The organism is Curtobacterium flaccumfaciens pv. betae, from assembly GCF_026241855.1.
GTDB classification, from domain to species: Bacteria; Actinomycetota; Actinomycetes; order Actinomycetales; family Microbacteriaceae; genus Curtobacterium; species Curtobacterium flaccumfaciens.
This window is the reverse complement of record NZ_JAPJDC010000001.1, coordinates 1,305,278-1,319,955: the sequence shown is the minus strand read 5'-3', so window position 1 is coordinate 1,319,955 and position 14,678 is coordinate 1,305,278. Positions and strand designations below refer to the sequence as shown.

Sequence of the window (14,678 nt, the reverse complement as noted above, 5' to 3'; positions counted from 1 at the left end):
CGAATCAGGCGCCTGGACCATGCGTGCCCCGATAAGGGACAACACGAGGCCAGATGCTCCTTAGAAAGGAGGTGATCCAGCCGCACCTTCCGGTACGGCTACCTTGTTACGACTTAGTCCTAATCACCGATCCCACCTTCGACGGCTCCTTCCACAAGGGTTAGGCCACCGGCTTCGGGTGTTACCGACTTTCATGACTTGACGGGCGGTGTGTACAAGGCCCGGGAACGTATTCACCGCAGCGTTGCTGATCTGCGATTACTAGCGACTCCGACTTCATGAGGTCGAGTTGCAGACCTCAATCCGAACTGAGACCGGCTTTTTGGGATTCGCTCCACCTTACGGTATCGCAGCCCTTTGTACCGGCCATTGTAGCATGCGTGAAGCCCAAGACATAAGGGGCATGATGATTTGACGTCATCCCCACCTTCCTCCGAGTTGACCCCGGCAGTCTCCTATGAGTCCCCGGCATAACCCGCTGGCAACATAGAACGAGGGTTGCGCTCGTTGCGGGACTTAACCCAACATCTCACGACACGAGCTGACGACAACCATGCACCACCTGTACACCGACCACAAGGGGGCGACCATCTCTGGCCGTTTCCGGTGTATGTCAAGCCTTGGTAAGGTTCTTCGCGTTGCATCGAATTAATCCGCATGCTCCGCCGCTTGTGCGGGCCCCCGTCAATTCCTTTGAGTTTTAGCCTTGCGGCCGTACTCCCCAGGCGGGGCGCTTAATGCGTTAGCTACGACACAGAAACCGTGGAAAGGTCCCTACATCTAGCGCCCAACGTTTACGGCATGGACTACCAGGGTATCTAATCCTGTTCGCTCCCCATGCTTTCGCTCCTCAGCGTCAGTTACGGCCCAGAGATCTGCCTTCGCCATCGGTGTTCCTCCTGATATCTGCGCATTCCACCGCTACACCAGGAATTCCAATCTCCCCTACCGCACTCTAGTCTGCCCGTACCCACTGCAAGCCCGAGGTTGAGCCTCGGGATTTCACAGCAGACGCGACAAACCGCCTACGAGCTCTTTACGCCCAATAATTCCGGACAACGCTTGCACCCTACGTATTACCGCGGCTGCTGGCACGTAGTTAGCCGGTGCTTTTTCTGCAGGTACCGTCACTTTCGCTTCTTCCCTACTAAAAGAGGTTTACAACCCGAAGGCCGTCATCCCTCACGCGGCGTTGCTGCATCAGGCTTTCGCCCATTGTGCAATATTCCCCACTGCTGCCTCCCGTAGGAGTCTGGGCCGTGTCTCAGTCCCAGTGTGGCCGGTCACCCTCTCAGGCCGGCTACCCGTCGTCGCCTTGGTGAGCCATTACCTCACCAACAAGCTGATAGGCCGCGAGTCCATCCCCAACCAAAAAATCTTTCCACCACCAGACCATGCGGCCAGTGATCATATCCAGTATTAGACGTCGTTTCCAACGCTTATCCCAGAGTCAGGGGCAGGTTACTCACGTGTTACTCACCCGTTCGCCACTAATCCACCCAGCAAGCTGGGCATCATCGTTCGACTTGCATGTGTTAAGCACGCCGCCAGCGTTCGTCCTGAGCCAGGATCAAACTCTCCGTAAAAAATTACAGACCCAACACCCGAAGGCATCAGACCGAGTTGATTCTGACTGTTGACTGTCTACTGACAATCTTCAATCCAAAAGGAATTGCTTCATGACCCAGTCAGCAATCCGACCAGGCACGAGGTCAATCAATAAATTGGCATTGACAATGTGCACGCTGTTGAGTTCTCAAGGACCAGACGCACTCCCCGCTCGACCCATCACAGGTTCCGCCAGAGAGGCATTCGTCTTGTTCCACCGTCAGACACGTCGAATCACTTCGACTTCTTCGGGGGGATGTTGCCTGAGCGGGACCCCGTCCGGACTGCGCATCCAGGGCTTGCACCCTGTGACCGTCTCGGCCGTTCCGTTCTCCGCCTCAGCGGCAACGAGTGATTACTTTACACACGCCCCGGGGGCCCTGCCAACCGTCGTCCCTCCCGGGCGTGTCGCAGTCGGGTGAACGGCACGTGTCCCCCGGGTTTCCGGGGATCGACGGGGTGAGCGCGACCCCGGGAACGGCGGAAGGCACGGTGCGAACCCGCACCGTGCCTCCCGAACGAACCGGACCGACCTACTCGGCCGCTGCCAACTGCCCGCACGCCCCGTCGATCTCCTTGCCGCGGGTGTCGCGCAGGGTCGTCGGGATGCCGGCGGCGTTGAGTCGGCGGACGAACTCGTCCTGCACGTGCACCTCGGACGAGGTCCACACGGAGCCCGGCGTCGGGTTGAGCGGGATCGGGTTGACGTGCACCCAGCCCTTGCCGCGCTTGTTGAGCTTCTCGGCGAGCAGGTCGGCTCGCCAGGCGTGGTCGTTCATGTCCTTGATGAGTGCGTACTCGATCGAGACACGACGGCCCGTCTTCACGTAGTAGTTGTGGGCGGCGTCGATCGCCTCGTCGGCCTTCCAGCGCGAGTTCACCGGGATGAGCTCGTCGCGGAGCTCGTCGTCGGGTGCGTGCAGGGACAGCGCGAAGGTGAGCGGGATCCCTTCGTCCGCGAGCTTGATCATCGCCGGCACCAGGCCGACGGTCGACACCGTGATGCCGCGGGCACTCATGCCGAGACCGTTCGGCTGCGGTGCGACCATCAACCGCACGGCGTCCATCACCCGCTTGTAGTTCGCGAGCGGCTCCCCCATGCCCATGAACACGATGTTCGTCACGCGTTCGGCGTCGACGCGGTCGTGGCCGCCCTTGCGCGGATCGCCCCCGAGCTCACCGGCGGCGATCGCGGCGTTGGCCCGGACGATCTGCTCGATGATCTCGGCGGTGGACATGTTGCGGGTCAGCCCCGCCTGGCCGGTGGCGCAGAACGGGCAGTTCATGCCGCACCCGGCCTGGGACGAGACGCACAGGGTGATGCGGCCCGGGTAGCGCATGAGGACCGACTCGACCAGGGCGCCGTCGTGCAGCTTCCAGAGGAACTTGATCGTGTCGCCGTTGTCAGTCGCCAGCCGCCGGGTCTCGGTGAGGAGCGGCGGCAGCATCCCGGCGACGAGCTGCTCCCGCTGGGCGGTGGGCAGGTCGGTCATCTTGGCCGGGTCGGACGTGTAGTGCTGGAAGTAGTGGGTCGCGAGCTGCTTGGCGCGGAACCCGGGCAGGCCGAGTTCCTTCACGCGGGCCTCGCGTTCCTCGGCCGTCAGGTCGGCCAGGTGCACGGGCGGCTTGCCACGCTTCGGGGACGCGAACTGCAGCAGCGGGCGACCGTCGGTGTCGGTGGCCTGCTTCCAGCCCTCGGTGCGCGGGCGCACCTGCGGACGAGCAGACTGCTGCTGTTCGAACGGGGTGCGGGTGTCGGAAGCCATCACTCCAGGATACGGGAGGCCCGTGATCGGTGGGGACGCCCCGTCCGGGTGGTCCTGCTGGTCACCACCACGGCCGCACCACGGCTGGTCGGGTCAGCTGCCGGCGGGCAGGACGCGCGCGAAGTGGTGCGCCGCCGAGTACATCGGGACGATGTCGACGACCTCGCCCGGGTGCGGTGCCTGCAGGACCAGCCCCTGGCCGAGGTACAGGCCGACGTGGTCCTCGTCGTCGTACACGACGAGGTCGCCCGGCAGTGCCTCGGACTCGGGGATCGTGGTGGCGACGGCGTCCTGCGTCGGCACGTAGTGCACGAGCTCGATCCCCACCGCCTGGTAGGCGACCATCGTGAGCCCGGAGCAGTCGATGCCCTCGTGGCTCGCGCCGCCCTCGACGTACGGGTCCCCCATGTACTGCAGGGCGGTCTGCACGATCGTGGCCCGGTCGCCCCCGGCCGAGAGTGCGGCGGACAACGCGGACTGTGCCTGCGCGGTCGTCACCCCGAAGCGGAGGTCGAGCGTCGGGTAGGACACGATCGTCGTCGTGGTGGTCATGCCGTCGGTGGAGACCACGGGGACCTGGACGTCGTGCGCCACCGTGAAGGTCTGGGCGTCCTGCGCCGTGGTCGTGCCGGAACGGGTGTCCGCGGGCAGGGTGTCGGCGTTCGCGGGCAGGGCGAGCGTCAGGCTCGAGGTCACCGCGATCGCGGGGGCGAGCAGGATGGCCGCGCGCTTCGCGTTGGCGGAACGGCGGATGTGCCGCGGGTCGACGGCGCGCTCGGCACGCAGGGTGGCGGTCCGGCTCAGCACCGCGCTGCCGGCCGACGACGCGACGGGGGCGGGACGCGGCTGCATCCGCACGGTCCGGGCCGGCTTCGGGTGCTCGACGAAGGTGGAGCGGGCGGCCGCGGGGCCGAGGGCCGAGCGGCGACCACGGGGACGGGACTGCTGCGTGTCCGGCGTCAGCGGCGCGGGGTCGACCGCGGGGTGCGTGTGCGTTCGCGCGGGCTGACGGTCGTCGGCTGCTGCAGGCAGGGTGTGGCGTCCCATGGGTCCTTCCGGGTCGGGACCACTCGGCGGTCCGGAAAGTAACGTATTGGTCACGACGGTGCCCGCGGCTGGGCAGCGCCGGAGTGTTCCTGCGGCTGGTCACAGGAACGAGCACCGCTCGCAGGCCACTCCGACGGCGCGCACGGGCGTTCCGGAGCGGGCCCGCGGCGGTGGACCCGGGTTCAGACCGGCGTGACCCGCATGACTGCGGCGATCCGGGCCTCCCGGTCGGCCGCCAGGCGGTCGAGGCGAGCCGACAGTGCGACAACCGAGGCGTCCACCGGGCTGTCCCCCGAGATGTCCCCCGGGATCGGGACCCCGGCGCGGACCGCGAGTGGCAGCACGCCCGCCCAGACGGTGTGGTCCTCACCGTCCGCCGGGTCCTCGCCGACACCGTGGGCTCGGACCTTGACGCTCGCGCGGTCGAGGGGCAGCTGGAGGACCTGGGTGGCGCGGACCTCCTTCGCGGTCATCTCGCGCACCTCGGCCCGGCGACCCGGCATGAGGTGGTCGGCCACCTGCCAGAGGGCTTCGGTGCGCAGGTCGGTCGGCACCACGGTGGCGCGGCCGGCGACCATCGCGCTGCGGTAGTTCGCCGAGCTGTCGTTGGTGGAGCGTGCGAAGACGAGACCGTCCAGGTGGGTGATGGTGGCGGCGACCGGGACGCCCTCGGCCCCGGCGTCGAGGAACAGCCCACCACCGGTCGAGCCGTGCAGCAGCAGGACGGGGCCGTCGCCGAGGTCCCCGACGGCGCAGAGGAACGGCAGGACGACGGGCTGGCCACCGCGGACGATGCCGACGTGGGCGACGTGGGCCTCGGCGAGGATCGCGTGCAGGACGGCGGGGTCGTCGGACTGGCGGTCGCGCAGGCGGCGGACGCGGAGCGAAGGGCCGTCGGTGGGCGGTTCCGGTTCGGGGCTCGAGGTGGGCATGTCGTCACGCTAGGGTCACCAGTGGTCCGGTGTCTGGACCAGATCGGGGCGATCACGATGGACCAGTCGAGCAAGGTGTCCGGTGTGGTGGCACGGGTGCGCGGGATGGTGCACGACGGCACCCTGCGTGAAGGCGATCCACTGCCGTCGACGCGGGCGCTGGCGGCGGAGCTCGGGGTGGCCCGGGGCACCGTCGTCGCGGCGTACGAGCAGCTCGACGGCGAGGGGTACCTGCGGACGCGGCACGGTGCCCTCGCGCGGGTCGCGGCGGACCTGCACGGTCGGACCACGGGTGCGCCGTCGGCCGTCGGCACGGACACCTCCGGTTCCGGCTCCGACGCGGTCGGCGTCGCGGCCGCCTCGCCGTCCGCTCCGCTCATCGACTGCCGTCCCGGCATTCCCGCCGTCACCGCCATCCCGCAACGGGACTGGCGGGCAGCCTGGCGCGCAGCGGCATCGGCCGCGCTCCGGAACGCGATCGCGGACCCGCTCGGCTCCCCCGACCTGCGGGCACAGGTCGTCGCCCAGCTCGGCCTGACCCGCGGGTTCACGGCGACGGTCGACCGGGTGCTCGTGACCGCAGGGACCTCGGAAGCGCTGTCGCTCGTCACCGAGGCGCTTCGGGGGCTGCTGGGTCGCGCTCCCGTCGTCGCCGTCGAGGACCCCGGCTACCGCACCGGACACCGTGCGGTCACGAGCGCTGGTGGATCCCTGGTGGGCGTCCCGGTCGGCGAGGACGGCCTCGACCTCGACGCGCTCGAGGCCGCCGGACCGGTCGACGCCGTCCTGGTCAGCCCGACGCACCAGTACCCGCTCGGGTCGGTGATGCCCGTCGCCCGGCGCCGGCGGCTGCTCACCTGGGCCGCCACCACCGGCACCGTGGTGGTGGAGGACGACTACGACTCCGAGTTCCGGCACCGTGGCGCTCCCGTGCCCGCGCTGGCCGCGCTCGACGCCGAGGGCGTGGTGCTGCACGTCGGCGGCTTCTCGAAGACGCTCGACCCCCGGCTGCGCTGCGCGTACGTCGTGCTGCCGACGGTCGCGGCGACGGGTTCCCCGGTGACGGAGGCGGTGTTCGCCACCCGTCGAGCTCGTGGTGCGGTCGTCGCCGAACCGGTGCAGGCCGCGCTCGTGCACCTGCTGCGGACGGGTGCGCTGCGGCGGCACCTGGGTCGGGTGCGTCGCGACTACACGCACCGCCGGGCCCGGATCGCGGCTCGGCTCGGCGACGTCGCCGGCCTGGAGGCCCGTGCCCTGAACGGCGGACTGCACGCGGTGGTCACGTGGTCGGGTCCGACCACGGGGGCGCAGATCGCGCGTCGGCTGGCGGACGCCGGGGTGCTCGTCGCGACGCTCGAGGAGTACGGGCTCGCGCCGGGCAGCACGCCGCCGGGCATCGTGTTCGGCTACGGCGCCGTGACGATGCCGGAGCTCGACCGCGCGCTCGACGCGCTCGTGACCGCGGTCACGGGACCCTGATCCGGGTCGTCAGCCGCCGTACTGGGCGGTGCCCACGACGTTCGACCCGGCACCCCGGCACGCGGTGATCAGGGTCCGCCCGACGAGTTCCCATTCGGGAGTCATCTCGAGCGCCGGCCCGGACTTCGGTGCGGGGTGCGCGTCGAGGTACTCGTGCGCGTAGTCGATCGCGTCGTCGAGCTCCTCGTCGGTGCTCGACAGGTGCTCGTAGCCGAAGCGTTCCGCCGCGATCAGTGCCTGGTACTGCGCCTCGGAGAGATCGCCCTGGCTTCGCCCGACAGTCGCGTTCAGCGAGATCGTCGTCAGCGCAGTGATCTGGCCGCAGATCGCCGCAGCACTCCGGTCTTCCTCCATCGGGTCCGTCGCACCGCCCGCGGGCTGGGCGTCCGAGGTCTCCGAGGTCGGCGTCGGGCTCGACGTCGGCCGCGCCGCTGCGTCGGCGTCGGCGTCGGCCGAGCAGCCGGCGAGCGAGCCGGACACGAGGACCGCGCTCACGACGACCAGGGGCAGTGCGGACCGGAAGGAGACCATGGACGTCATCGTGACAGCACCCTCGTGCTGCTCGCGTCGTCGTGTCCCGATCGAGACCTCGTCGAGACCGGATCGTGAGCTTGCGTCAGCGGGACTCGGCGGTGCCGTTCTTCCGGGCGTTCACCAGGTCGGCCAGGGACGGCTCACCGGCGTCGCCGGGCAGTGCGTGTCCGCGGCGGGCGGCCTTGCGGACCTGTCGGTAGGTGGTGACGTGCAGGGGGTCCACACCGTCGGCGGACTCGTAGTTCGACGGGGCAGTGGTGGTGGGTGATTCGGTCATCGCGACGGACGGTACGCGTGCCGGGAGCCGCCGAACCACGTGCTGCGTTCCGCGGCCAAACAGGGTCCGAACAGGTGGAGCAGCCCTGGTGCGATGCCGGATTGTTCGCATAGAATGCGAACATGTTGATCACCCTCGACCCGCGGGCGCGAGCGACCCTGGCGGAACAGGTCGCCACCCAGATCCGGCACGCGATCGCCCGCGGCGAGCTGCGGAACGGCGAACGGCTGCCCGCTGCGCGGGACCTCGCCGTCTCGGTCGACGTCAACATGCACACCGTCCTGCGCGCCTACGCGCTGCTGCAGGAGGACGGACTGATCGAGTTGCGGCGCGGCCGCGGCGCGACGGTCCTGCGATCGGGCAACGCCTCGTTCGACCGGTTGCGCACGCTCGTCGACGAGCTGCGCGACCAGGCGGACACCCTGGGTGTCTCGCTCGACGACCTGTTCACGATGATCAAGGGGGCACGATGACGACTCGACCGATGACCACGGGCACACGGCTGGCCGTGACGGCACCAGGGCTCCTGGTCGCGGTGGGACTGGTGCTCACCGCGGTCCTCGCGGCGTCCACCATGCCCGCGCGGATCGCGATCCACTTCCGGACGGACGGCACCGCGGACGGTTGGGGGTCACCGTGGACGGCTTTCTGGGTCACCCTGGCGGTGGCACTGGTGGCCGTCGTCCTCGCGTTCTCCGCGCTGCGCTGGCGCGACAGGCGGACAGCAGCCACGGTCCTGCTCGTCGCGAACCTGCTGGCCGGGACCCTCGGCTCGGCCTGGGTCGTGCTCGCGTGGACGAACACGGCCGGCGACGGCACCCTGTCCCCCTGGTGGACGGTCCCGTTCCTGCTCGTCGCCGTGGTGGTCGCCGCCGTCCCCGTGCTCGCACTGTTCCGGGTCGCTGCACACGTGCCGGCCCACGAGGTCGCTCCCCTGGCGGTCGGGCCCGACACCCGCGTCGCCTGGCGCGCACGCGTCGGCAGCCGGTGGTTCGCGGTGATCGGGGCGGTCGTCGTGGTCCTCGGCGTCGGCACCGCCGTCTGGACGGCATCGGCCGGGGTGACGACGGCGGTCGTCTCCGGACTGGCGATGGTGATCGCGGGGATCGCCGTGCTGGTGCTGGCGCGGGTGGAACTCACCGTCGACCGTCGCGGCATGCGGCTCACGTCCACATGGACGAGGATCCCCCTCATGCGCGTCCCGCTGGAGCGCATCGAGTCGTGCGGGTGGGAGCAGGTGACCCCGGGCCAGTGGGGCGGCTGGGGCTACCGGATCTCGGGCCGCGGCGTCGCCTACGTCGTGCGGTCCGGGCCGGGGCTGGTCGCGCGGCTCCGCGGCGGGCAGGCGCGGATGGTGACCGTGCCCGACGCTGCGGGCGGTGCCGCAGCCCTGGGCGCGCTGCTCGCCGGGCGCGAGACGGCCTGACGGGGCCGCACCGGGCCTCCAGGGCGGTGCGGCGGGTTCGGCGGCGGGCGTGAGACGGGTCAGAGGCTCGTCATACCGCCGTCGACGCGGAACTCCGCGCCGGTGGCGTAGGACGACTCCGCGCTGGCCAGGTAGACCATGATGCCGGTGACGTCGTCGGGGGTGCCGGGGCGGCCGAGGGGTGTGCGGGCGACGATCGCGGCTCGGGCCTCGGGGTCACCGGAGATCGCCGACACGAGGCCGGTCTCGGTGTAGCCCGGCACGACCGTGTTCACCCGGATGCCGTCCCGTGCGTAGGCCATCGCGGCCGCCCGGACGAGTGCGTGGATGCCGCCCTTGGTCGAGGAGTACGCCGCGAAGTCGGCGCCCTCGCCGTTCAGGCCGGTCGGCGACCCCGTGGCGATGACCGACCCGCCGGTGCCGCTCGCGAGCATCACCCGGACGGCGTGCTTGATCGTCAGGAACGTGCCGGTGAGGTTGACCGCGACCGTGCGGTCCCAGGTCTCCAGCGACAGGTCGGCGACCTTCGCGTCGTGACCGAACAGCTGCACACCGGCGTTCGCGACCACCACGTCGGGGCTCGCACCACGGTCGGCCAGTCCGGCGAACCCCGCGGCCACGCTCGTCTCGTCGGCGATGTCCATCGTGAGGCCGGTCGCGGTCGGGCCGGCTGCGGCGGCGGCACCGGCGGCCGCATCGGCGTCGCGGTCGGCGTAGACGACGGTGGCCCCCTCGGCTACGAAGCGGTCGGCGATCGCGCGGCCGATGCCGGACCCCGCTCCCGTGACGAGTGCGGTCCGGCCGTCGAGTCGTGCGGTCATGTGGGACTCCGTCCTCGGAGCAGCGCTGCTCCGTCACACCCATCATTGCCCAACCGGTTGACCGGTGCTAGGCATGCACCATGACTGCGACGTCGAACGACGAGATCGTGTCCGTCGGGCCCTGGCGTCTGGCCCTGCGCGGAGCCGAACTCGCCGACGTCACGTTCCGGGGCACGCTCGTCCTGCGCGCCGTCCGGTTCGTCGTCCGCGACCACGACTGGCGCACCGCCGACGACACCGTGCTGACACGCACGGCGGACGGTGAGGATGGGCGCATCCGCATCGAGACCAGCGCACGGTACGACGGCGTCGAGGTCGTCCGCACCGTCCTCGAGGTCACGGTCGACGACGACACCCTTCGGGTCGCCGCGGTCGGGACGGTCACACGGGCCTTCCGCCGCAACCGCATCGGGCTCGTCGTCCTGCACCCGCCGACCCTGGCCGGGCAGCCGCTGACGGTGCGGCACCCGTCCGGTGGCGTCACCGCGACGGCGTTCCCGTTCTGGATCGCGCCGCACCAGCCGGCCGTCGACGTCGCCGGGCTCGACTGGGCTGCGGGTCCGGTCGCGCTGTCGCTCGACCTGACCGGCGACGTGTTCGAGACCGAGGACCAGCGGAACTGGACCGACGCCTCGTTCAAGACGTACTCGACGCCCCTCGCCGAGCCGTTCCCGGTCGCGAGCACGCCGGGGACGACGGTCCGGCAGGGGCTCACCCTGCGTGCGACGGCGGGCGGTCCAGCAGGTGGTCCGGGCACCCGGTCGCCAGGCACGGCCTCCCCCGCCCCGGACCTGGCGGCGCTCGACGGGCCCGCTCCCGGTGCCGTGGTCACGCCGCCGCCGACGCTCCAGCTGCTCGCGGGTTCGGCACCGGTCGCTGCGCGCCCGGACGACGCCGACCTGCTCCGCGGGTTCCCGATCCTGGTCGAGCCGACCCTCGGCGCCCCGAACGTCGAGGCGGTGCTCGCGTCGGCCCGCCGGGACGCGGGTGGCGCTCCCCTGGACGTCCGGTTCGTCACCGACGACCCGGTGCTGCTGCGCGCGGCGATCGACGCGGTGCTCGAGGGCGGGCCGGTGGCGCGCGTCGGGGCGTTCGACCCGGTGTCGCACGTGACGACGCCGGCGCTGCAGCGGGCACTGCGCGAAGCGGTGGCAGCGGTCGGCGCGCTGGAGGTCGTCGCCGGTACCCGGGCCCACTTCACCGAGCTGAACCGCTCGATCGCGGTGTTCTCGGGTTGGGACGGCCCCCTGACCTGCAGCGTGACGCCGCAGATGCACGACCGGTCGCCCGAACAGGTGACCGAGTCGATCCGGATGCAGCGCTGGGTGGTGAGCAGCGCCTCCAGGCTGGCCGCCGGCAGGGCGCTGCACGTCGGACCGGTGACGCTGCGGCCACGGTGGAACGCGGTGGCGACGGCGCCGACCCGGGTCGTGGCGGACGCGACCGTGGAGCACGGCTACGGCCCGGAGACCGTTCCGGACGCGACGGACCCGGCGCAGCACACGTCGGCCGCCGCGCGGTGGTTCGCCGACGCGGTGCGGGCGCTGACCGTGCCGGGCGTGGCCTCGATCACGCTGGCCGAGGCGTGGGGGCCGCGGGGGTTCGTGGCCGCCGACGGCACGGGGAACGCCCCGCCGGAAGGGGGTCGGCGGGGCGTTCCGGTCCGGGCGCGCTGACGGGTCGGCGCGGTGGTCGGCGGCGGTCCGGCTCAGCGCCGGACGGCGTCGATCTTGAGCATCTTCGCGATGACCGAGTCGAGCTCGCTGTCGTCGAAGACCTGCTTCCAGTCCTCCTTGATGAGCTTCTCGCGGCCGTAGCCCATCGCGATGTGGCAGGCGTCGGAGAACGGGTTCGAGCCGCGCAGGCCGTTGGTCAGCGCGATCCACGTGTGGCCGTAGAGCATGGCGCGGGCGGCCTCACGGGGCACGCCGACACCGGTGACCGTTTCTTCGAGGGCGTCGTTGAGGAAGTCGCCGATCATGCAGGCGATCGTCTCGACCAGGGTCGGCTCGAGCACGGCCAGCTGCTTCACCGTGACCCAGTGCACCTGGATGACCGGGGCGTACATCGTGGTGATGACGGCCTCGGCGACGGCCTTGGCACGGTCGCCCTCGTCGCCGAGCGACTCCGAGGCGTCGAAGGCCGCGATGACCTCCTGCGGGGCGGCGATGCCACCGAAGGTGTCGTCCCACTCGGCCTTGGTGGTGCGCTCGAGGAACACCGACGGGTGGCACGGGTGCGCCACGGCGTAGTGGATGTCCTCGCGCTTGGCGAGGAGACCCGCGTAGGCGGCGGCCGGGTCGAGCGTCAGGATGCTGGCGCCCGACTTCATGACGGGGACGAGCTGCTCGGAGATGGTGCCGAGCAGGACGTCCGGGACGGCGAGGATGACGACGTCGGCGGCCTTCGCGGCGTCGAGGCTGTCGGTGATCTCGCGGCCGAGGGCCTGGATGCGCTCCTGGCCGGCGGGCGAGGCCTCGCTGTAGAGGGTGGTGTACTCACTCTTCGCGAAGTTGTTCGAGACGCGGGTGCCCATCTTGCCGCCGGCACCGATCACGGCGACGGTGACGTCGGCCGTGCCGGATCCGGCAGCGACGGTGTGGGGGGTGGTGACGGTGTCGGTCATGATTCCTTGCTCCTGATGTACTCGATGGTGTGTTCGGTCCACGCCGCTTCGATGCGGGTGGTGGTCTGTGCGGGGGTCTCCCCCGGCAGCGGTTCGGCGCCCGCGTGCTCGTCCTGCCACGGCAGCCAGAACTCGATGACGCGGTTGATCCCCCGGGTGTCGGGCTCGAGCGCGGCGCGGACGGCGTCGTGGTCGAGGACCCCGCTGCCGATCGGGACGCCGGTGTACTGGAAACCGACCCAGCCCGGTGAGCGGGTGAAGGCGGAGTCCTTGACGTGCCAGTTGACGACGTGCGGGGCGGTCATCGCCACGACGTCCCCCGGGTGTTCGAGCCGGGCGACGGTGTTCGCCGGGTCGAGGCAGATGCCGAAGTTGTCGGAGCCGATCGCCTGGACGACCGCGACGAGGTCGGCGGTGGCGACGACCTCGTAGGTCTCCAGCGCGAGGGTCACGCCCGCGCGCTCGTAGGCGGGGAGCGTCTGCCGCAGGCGTCGTTCGGTCTCGGCCGCGTCGGGCTGGTCGTCGCCGCTCGTCCACATGCTCCGCACGAGCGTTGCGCCGAGCTGCTGCGCGACGTGCAGGTACCGGGCGAGGTGCTTCGGCCGGGTGCCTCGGGTACCGACCTCGAGCGTGAGACCGAGGTCGGTGGCCAGGGACCGGATCGAGGCCAGGCGCTCGTCGGTCGCGGTGTCGAGCGGCAGGTGGTCGCAGATCTGGAACAGGTCGACGCCGTCGTGTGACGCGCCGTCGCGCAGGGCGTCGTCGAGGGACATCGGCGACGGGACGCGGTCGGACATGCGCCAGAAGTAGGCGTAGGTGGAGAGGCCGAGCAGGGAGGTCATGCCGGTGCTCCGTCCTGCGTCGCGGCCAGCGCCTCGGCTTCGTCGAGGATCGTGCGGATCGCCTCGGGGTCGTGGGCGAAGCGGCCGAGGAACAGGCCGCCGATGCGTCCGGCACCGCGGGTCAGCAGGCCCGGACCGGCACTGCCGCCGTAGATCGCGACGGAGCCGGCGAGCTCCGGCCGGGTCGCCAGGTGCTGCTCGATGCCGGCCAGGACCGCGACGATGTGCTCGTCGGGCGCCGGCTGCGGGGCGCCGATCGCCCACACCGGCTCGTACGCGGCGATGAGCGGTCCGGCGATGCCGTCGGCGGTCGCGGTCGCCAGGAACCGGTCGAGCTGCGCGGTGACCTCGGCGATCGCGGCCGCGGGGTCGCCGTCGGCAGCGCGCTCGGTCTCGCCGATGCAGACCAGGGGCCGCAGGTGGTTGCGGTACGCCGCGTGCACCTTGCCGGCGATCTCGTCGTCCGTCTCGTGGAACAGGGAGCGGCGCTCGGCGTGTGCGATCTCGACGAGGTCGACCCCGATCTCACGGAGTTCGGCGCCGGAGACCTCGCCGGTGAAGGCACCCTCGTCGGCCCAGGCGAGGTCCTGGGCACCGAGCAGCACCGGAGCGCCTGACCCGGTCAGGATCGCCCGGACGGGGACGAGCGACGGGAACGTCGGCACCACGAAGAGCTCGACCGCGCCGGACCGCACCGCCGGGTGGCTCCGGGCGATGTCGGCCACGGCGGCCGCCCACTCGAGCGTCCGGGCATGGCTGAAGTACATCTTGAGCGACACCCCGATCGTCACCGGGGCGGCCGCCGTGGTCGCGGGCATCAGGCGTCGGTCCCGACCGGGGTGGAGCCGTCGTAGGCACAGATCGCGTTGACCTTCTCGGCGCTCGCGCTCGTCCGGTCGAAGGTGTAGCCGAGCCACTCCTTCGCCATCCGGCGCGCGACCTCGACCCCGACGACGCGCTGGCCCATGCAGAGCACCTGGGCGTCGTTCGACAGGATCGAGCGCTCCACCGAGAACGAGTCGTGCGCGGTCACGGCGCGGATGCCGAAGACCTTGTTCGCCGCGATCGCGACGCCGAGGCCGGTGCCGCAGATCAGGATCGCGCGGTCGGCCTCGCCGTTCGCCACCAGACGGGCGGCGTCGACGGCGACGTGCGGGTAGGCGGTGTGGCCGTCGGCGTCCACGCCCACGTCGACGACGGAGGCCACGCGGGGGTCCTTCGCCAGGTCGGCCTTGATGACCTCCTTGTAGTCGAAGCCGGCGTCGTCCGAACCGACGACGATGCGGAACTGCTGCTCACTCATGCGGGTGTGCCTTTCGT

14 protein-coding genes and 1 rRNA gene are annotated in these 14,678 nt (G+C 70.7%); 4 read left to right on the top strand and 11 right to left on the bottom strand.

Annotated features, from left to right (window positions below):
* Positions 1 to 64: 64 nt before the first annotated feature.
* The 4 genes from ORG17_RS06245 to ORG17_RS06230 all read right to left on the bottom strand — a co-directional run bounded on the left by ORG17_RS06245 (position 65) and on the right by ORG17_RS06230 (position 5,353).
* Positions 65 to 1,586: ribosomal RNA gene (locus ORG17_RS06245) — 16S ribosomal RNA — on the bottom strand.
* Between the two features lie 555 nt (positions 1,587 to 2,141).
* Complete coding sequence (gene rlmN, locus ORG17_RS06240; RefSeq protein ID WP_214526411.1) at positions 2,142 to 3,374, bottom strand: dual-specificity RNA methyltransferase RlmN; 1,233 nt, start codon at positions 3,372 to 3,374, stop codon at positions 2,142 to 2,144.
* A 93-nt stretch (positions 3,375 to 3,467) separates the two neighbouring features.
* Positions 3,468 to 4,421, bottom strand: coding sequence for a C40 family peptidase (locus ORG17_RS06235; RefSeq protein ID WP_214526412.1), 954 nt, complete (start codon positions 4,419 to 4,421; stop codon positions 3,468 to 3,470).
* A 182-nt stretch (positions 4,422 to 4,603) separates the two neighbouring features.
* Positions 4,604 to 5,353, bottom strand: a complete 750-nt coding sequence (locus ORG17_RS06230) for a pyridoxamine 5'-phosphate oxidase family protein (protein WP_214526413.1) — start codon at positions 5,351 to 5,353, stop codon at positions 4,604 to 4,606.
* Positions 5,354 to 5,374: 21 nt separating this feature from the next.
* Between ORG17_RS06230 and pdxR the strand changes: the two genes are divergently transcribed.
* Positions 5,375 to 6,832, top strand: a complete 1,458-nt coding sequence (gene pdxR, locus ORG17_RS06225; RefSeq protein ID WP_214526414.1) for a MocR-like pyridoxine biosynthesis transcription factor PdxR — start codon at positions 5,375 to 5,377, stop codon at positions 6,830 to 6,832.
* A gap of 9 nt (positions 6,833 to 6,841) precedes the next feature.
* Here the strand turns inward: pdxR and ORG17_RS06220 are convergent, their stop codons facing one another.
* Together ORG17_RS06220 and ORG17_RS06215 are read right to left on the bottom strand one after the other, a co-directional pair.
* Positions 6,842 to 7,363 (bottom strand): hypothetical protein, encoded by a 522-nt coding sequence (locus tag ORG17_RS06220; RefSeq protein WP_214526415.1) that lies wholly within the window; start codon positions 7,361 to 7,363, stop codon positions 6,842 to 6,844.
* Positions 7,364 to 7,448: 85 nt separating this feature from the next.
* Positions 7,449 to 7,643 carry a hypothetical protein gene (locus ORG17_RS06215; protein ID WP_071246336.1) on the bottom strand — a complete coding sequence of 65 codons (195 nt, stop codon included), beginning with the start codon at positions 7,641 to 7,643 and terminating at the stop codon, positions 7,449 to 7,451.
* A 122-nt stretch (positions 7,644 to 7,765) separates the two neighbouring features.
* Between ORG17_RS06215 and ORG17_RS06210 the strand changes: the two genes are divergently transcribed.
* Positions 7,766 to 8,116 (top strand): GntR family transcriptional regulator, encoded by a 351-nt coding sequence (locus tag ORG17_RS06210; RefSeq protein ID WP_214526416.1) that lies wholly within the window; start codon positions 7,766 to 7,768, stop codon positions 8,114 to 8,116.
* Positions 8,113 to 9,069 carry a DUF1648 domain-containing protein gene (locus tag ORG17_RS06205; RefSeq protein ID WP_250892186.1) on the top strand — a complete coding sequence of 319 codons (957 nt, stop codon included), beginning with the start codon at positions 8,113 to 8,115 and terminating at the stop codon, positions 9,067 to 9,069. Before ORG17_RS06210 ends, ORG17_RS06205 begins: the two co-directional genes overlap by 4 nt.
* Positions 9,070 to 9,128: 59 nt before the next feature.
* Here ORG17_RS06205 and ORG17_RS06200 read toward each other — a convergent pair whose 3' ends face one another.
* Entirely contained in the window at positions 9,129 to 9,890 is a 762-nt protein-coding gene (locus ORG17_RS06200; protein ID WP_214526417.1) for an SDR family NAD(P)-dependent oxidoreductase, read from the bottom strand.
* A gap of 80 nt (positions 9,891 to 9,970) precedes the next feature.
* Here ORG17_RS06200 and ORG17_RS06195 point away from each other — a divergent pair, with 80 nt between their 5' ends.
* Positions 9,971 to 11,566, top strand: a complete 1,596-nt coding sequence (locus ORG17_RS06195) for a hypothetical protein (RefSeq protein ID WP_214526418.1) — start codon at positions 9,971 to 9,973, stop codon at positions 11,564 to 11,566.
* 32 nt (positions 11,567 to 11,598) lie between these two features.
* Here ORG17_RS06195 and ORG17_RS06190 read toward each other — a convergent pair whose 3' ends face one another.
* Genes ORG17_RS06190 through ORG17_RS06175 form a run of 4 tightly spaced genes read right to left on the bottom strand, consistent with a single transcriptional unit; the run spans position 11,599 to position 14,661 of the window.
* Positions 11,599 to 12,516, bottom strand: coding sequence for a phosphogluconate dehydrogenase C-terminal domain-containing protein (locus tag ORG17_RS06190; protein ID WP_051596643.1), 918 nt, complete (start codon positions 12,514 to 12,516; stop codon positions 11,599 to 11,601).
* Positions 12,513 to 13,358: a sugar phosphate isomerase/epimerase family protein gene (locus tag ORG17_RS06185; protein WP_214526419.1), complete on the bottom strand. Its 846-nt coding sequence runs from the start codon at positions 13,356 to 13,358 to the stop codon at positions 12,513 to 12,515. Before ORG17_RS06185 ends, ORG17_RS06190 begins: the two co-directional genes overlap by 4 nt.
* Positions 13,355 to 14,176: a triose-phosphate isomerase family protein gene (locus tag ORG17_RS06180; protein ID WP_214526420.1), complete on the bottom strand. Its 822-nt coding sequence runs from the start codon at positions 14,174 to 14,176 to the stop codon at positions 13,355 to 13,357. The genes ORG17_RS06185 and ORG17_RS06180 overlap by 4 nt, the downstream gene beginning before the upstream one ends.
* The gene (locus ORG17_RS06175; RefSeq protein WP_214526421.1) at positions 14,176 to 14,661 is read right to left on the bottom strand and encodes a ribose-5-phosphate isomerase; all 486 of its coding nucleotides are present in this window, start codon (positions 14,659 to 14,661) and stop codon (positions 14,176 to 14,178) included. The genes ORG17_RS06180 and ORG17_RS06175 overlap by 1 nt, the downstream gene beginning before the upstream one ends.
* Positions 14,662 to 14,678 lie beyond the last annotated feature (17 nt).

Bases quoted from the DNA above. Each gene is read 5' to 3' on its own strand.
- ORG17_RS06190 (WP_051596643.1), bottom strand. From the start codon at position 12,516: ATGACCGACACCGTCACCACCCCCCACACCGTCGCTGCCGGATCCGGC.
- ORG17_RS06200 (WP_214526417.1), bottom strand. From the start codon at position 9,890: ATGACCGCACGACTCGACGGCCGGACCGCACTCGTCACGGGAGCGGGG.
- ORG17_RS06215 (WP_071246336.1), bottom strand. From the start codon at position 7,643: ATGACCGAATCACCCACCACCACTGCCCCGTCGAACTACGAGTCCGCC.
- ORG17_RS06195 (WP_214526418.1), top strand. From the start codon at position 9,971: ATGACTGCGACGTCGAACGACGAGATCGTGTCCGTCGGGCCCTGGCGT.
- ORG17_RS06235 (WP_214526412.1), bottom strand. From the start codon at position 4,421: ATGGGACGCCACACCCTGCCTGCAGCAGCCGACGACCGTCAGCCCGCG.
- ORG17_RS06230 (WP_214526413.1), bottom strand. From the start codon at position 5,353: ATGCCCACCTCGAGCCCCGAACCGGAACCGCCCACCGACGGCCCTTCG.
- ORG17_RS06185 (WP_214526419.1), bottom strand. From the start codon at position 13,358: ATGACCTCCCTGCTCGGCCTCTCCACCTACGCCTACTTCTGGCGCATG.
- ORG17_RS06205 (WP_250892186.1), top strand. From the start codon at position 8,113: ATGACGACTCGACCGATGACCACGGGCACACGGCTGGCCGTGACGGCA.
- rlmN (WP_214526411.1), bottom strand. From the start codon at position 3,374: ATGGCTTCCGACACCCGCACCCCGTTCGAACAGCAGCAGTCTGCTCGT.
- ORG17_RS06220 (WP_214526415.1), bottom strand. From the start codon at position 7,363: ATGGTCTCCTTCCGGTCCGCACTGCCCCTGGTCGTCGTGAGCGCGGTC.
- ORG17_RS06180 (WP_214526420.1), bottom strand. From the start codon at position 14,176: ATGCCCGCGACCACGGCGGCCGCCCCGGTGACGATCGGGGTGTCGCTC.
- ORG17_RS06210 (WP_214526416.1), top strand. From the start codon at position 7,766: ATGTTGATCACCCTCGACCCGCGGGCGCGAGCGACCCTGGCGGAACAG.
- ORG17_RS06175 (WP_214526421.1), bottom strand. From the start codon at position 14,661: ATGAGTGAGCAGCAGTTCCGCATCGTCGTCGGTTCGGACGACGCCGGC.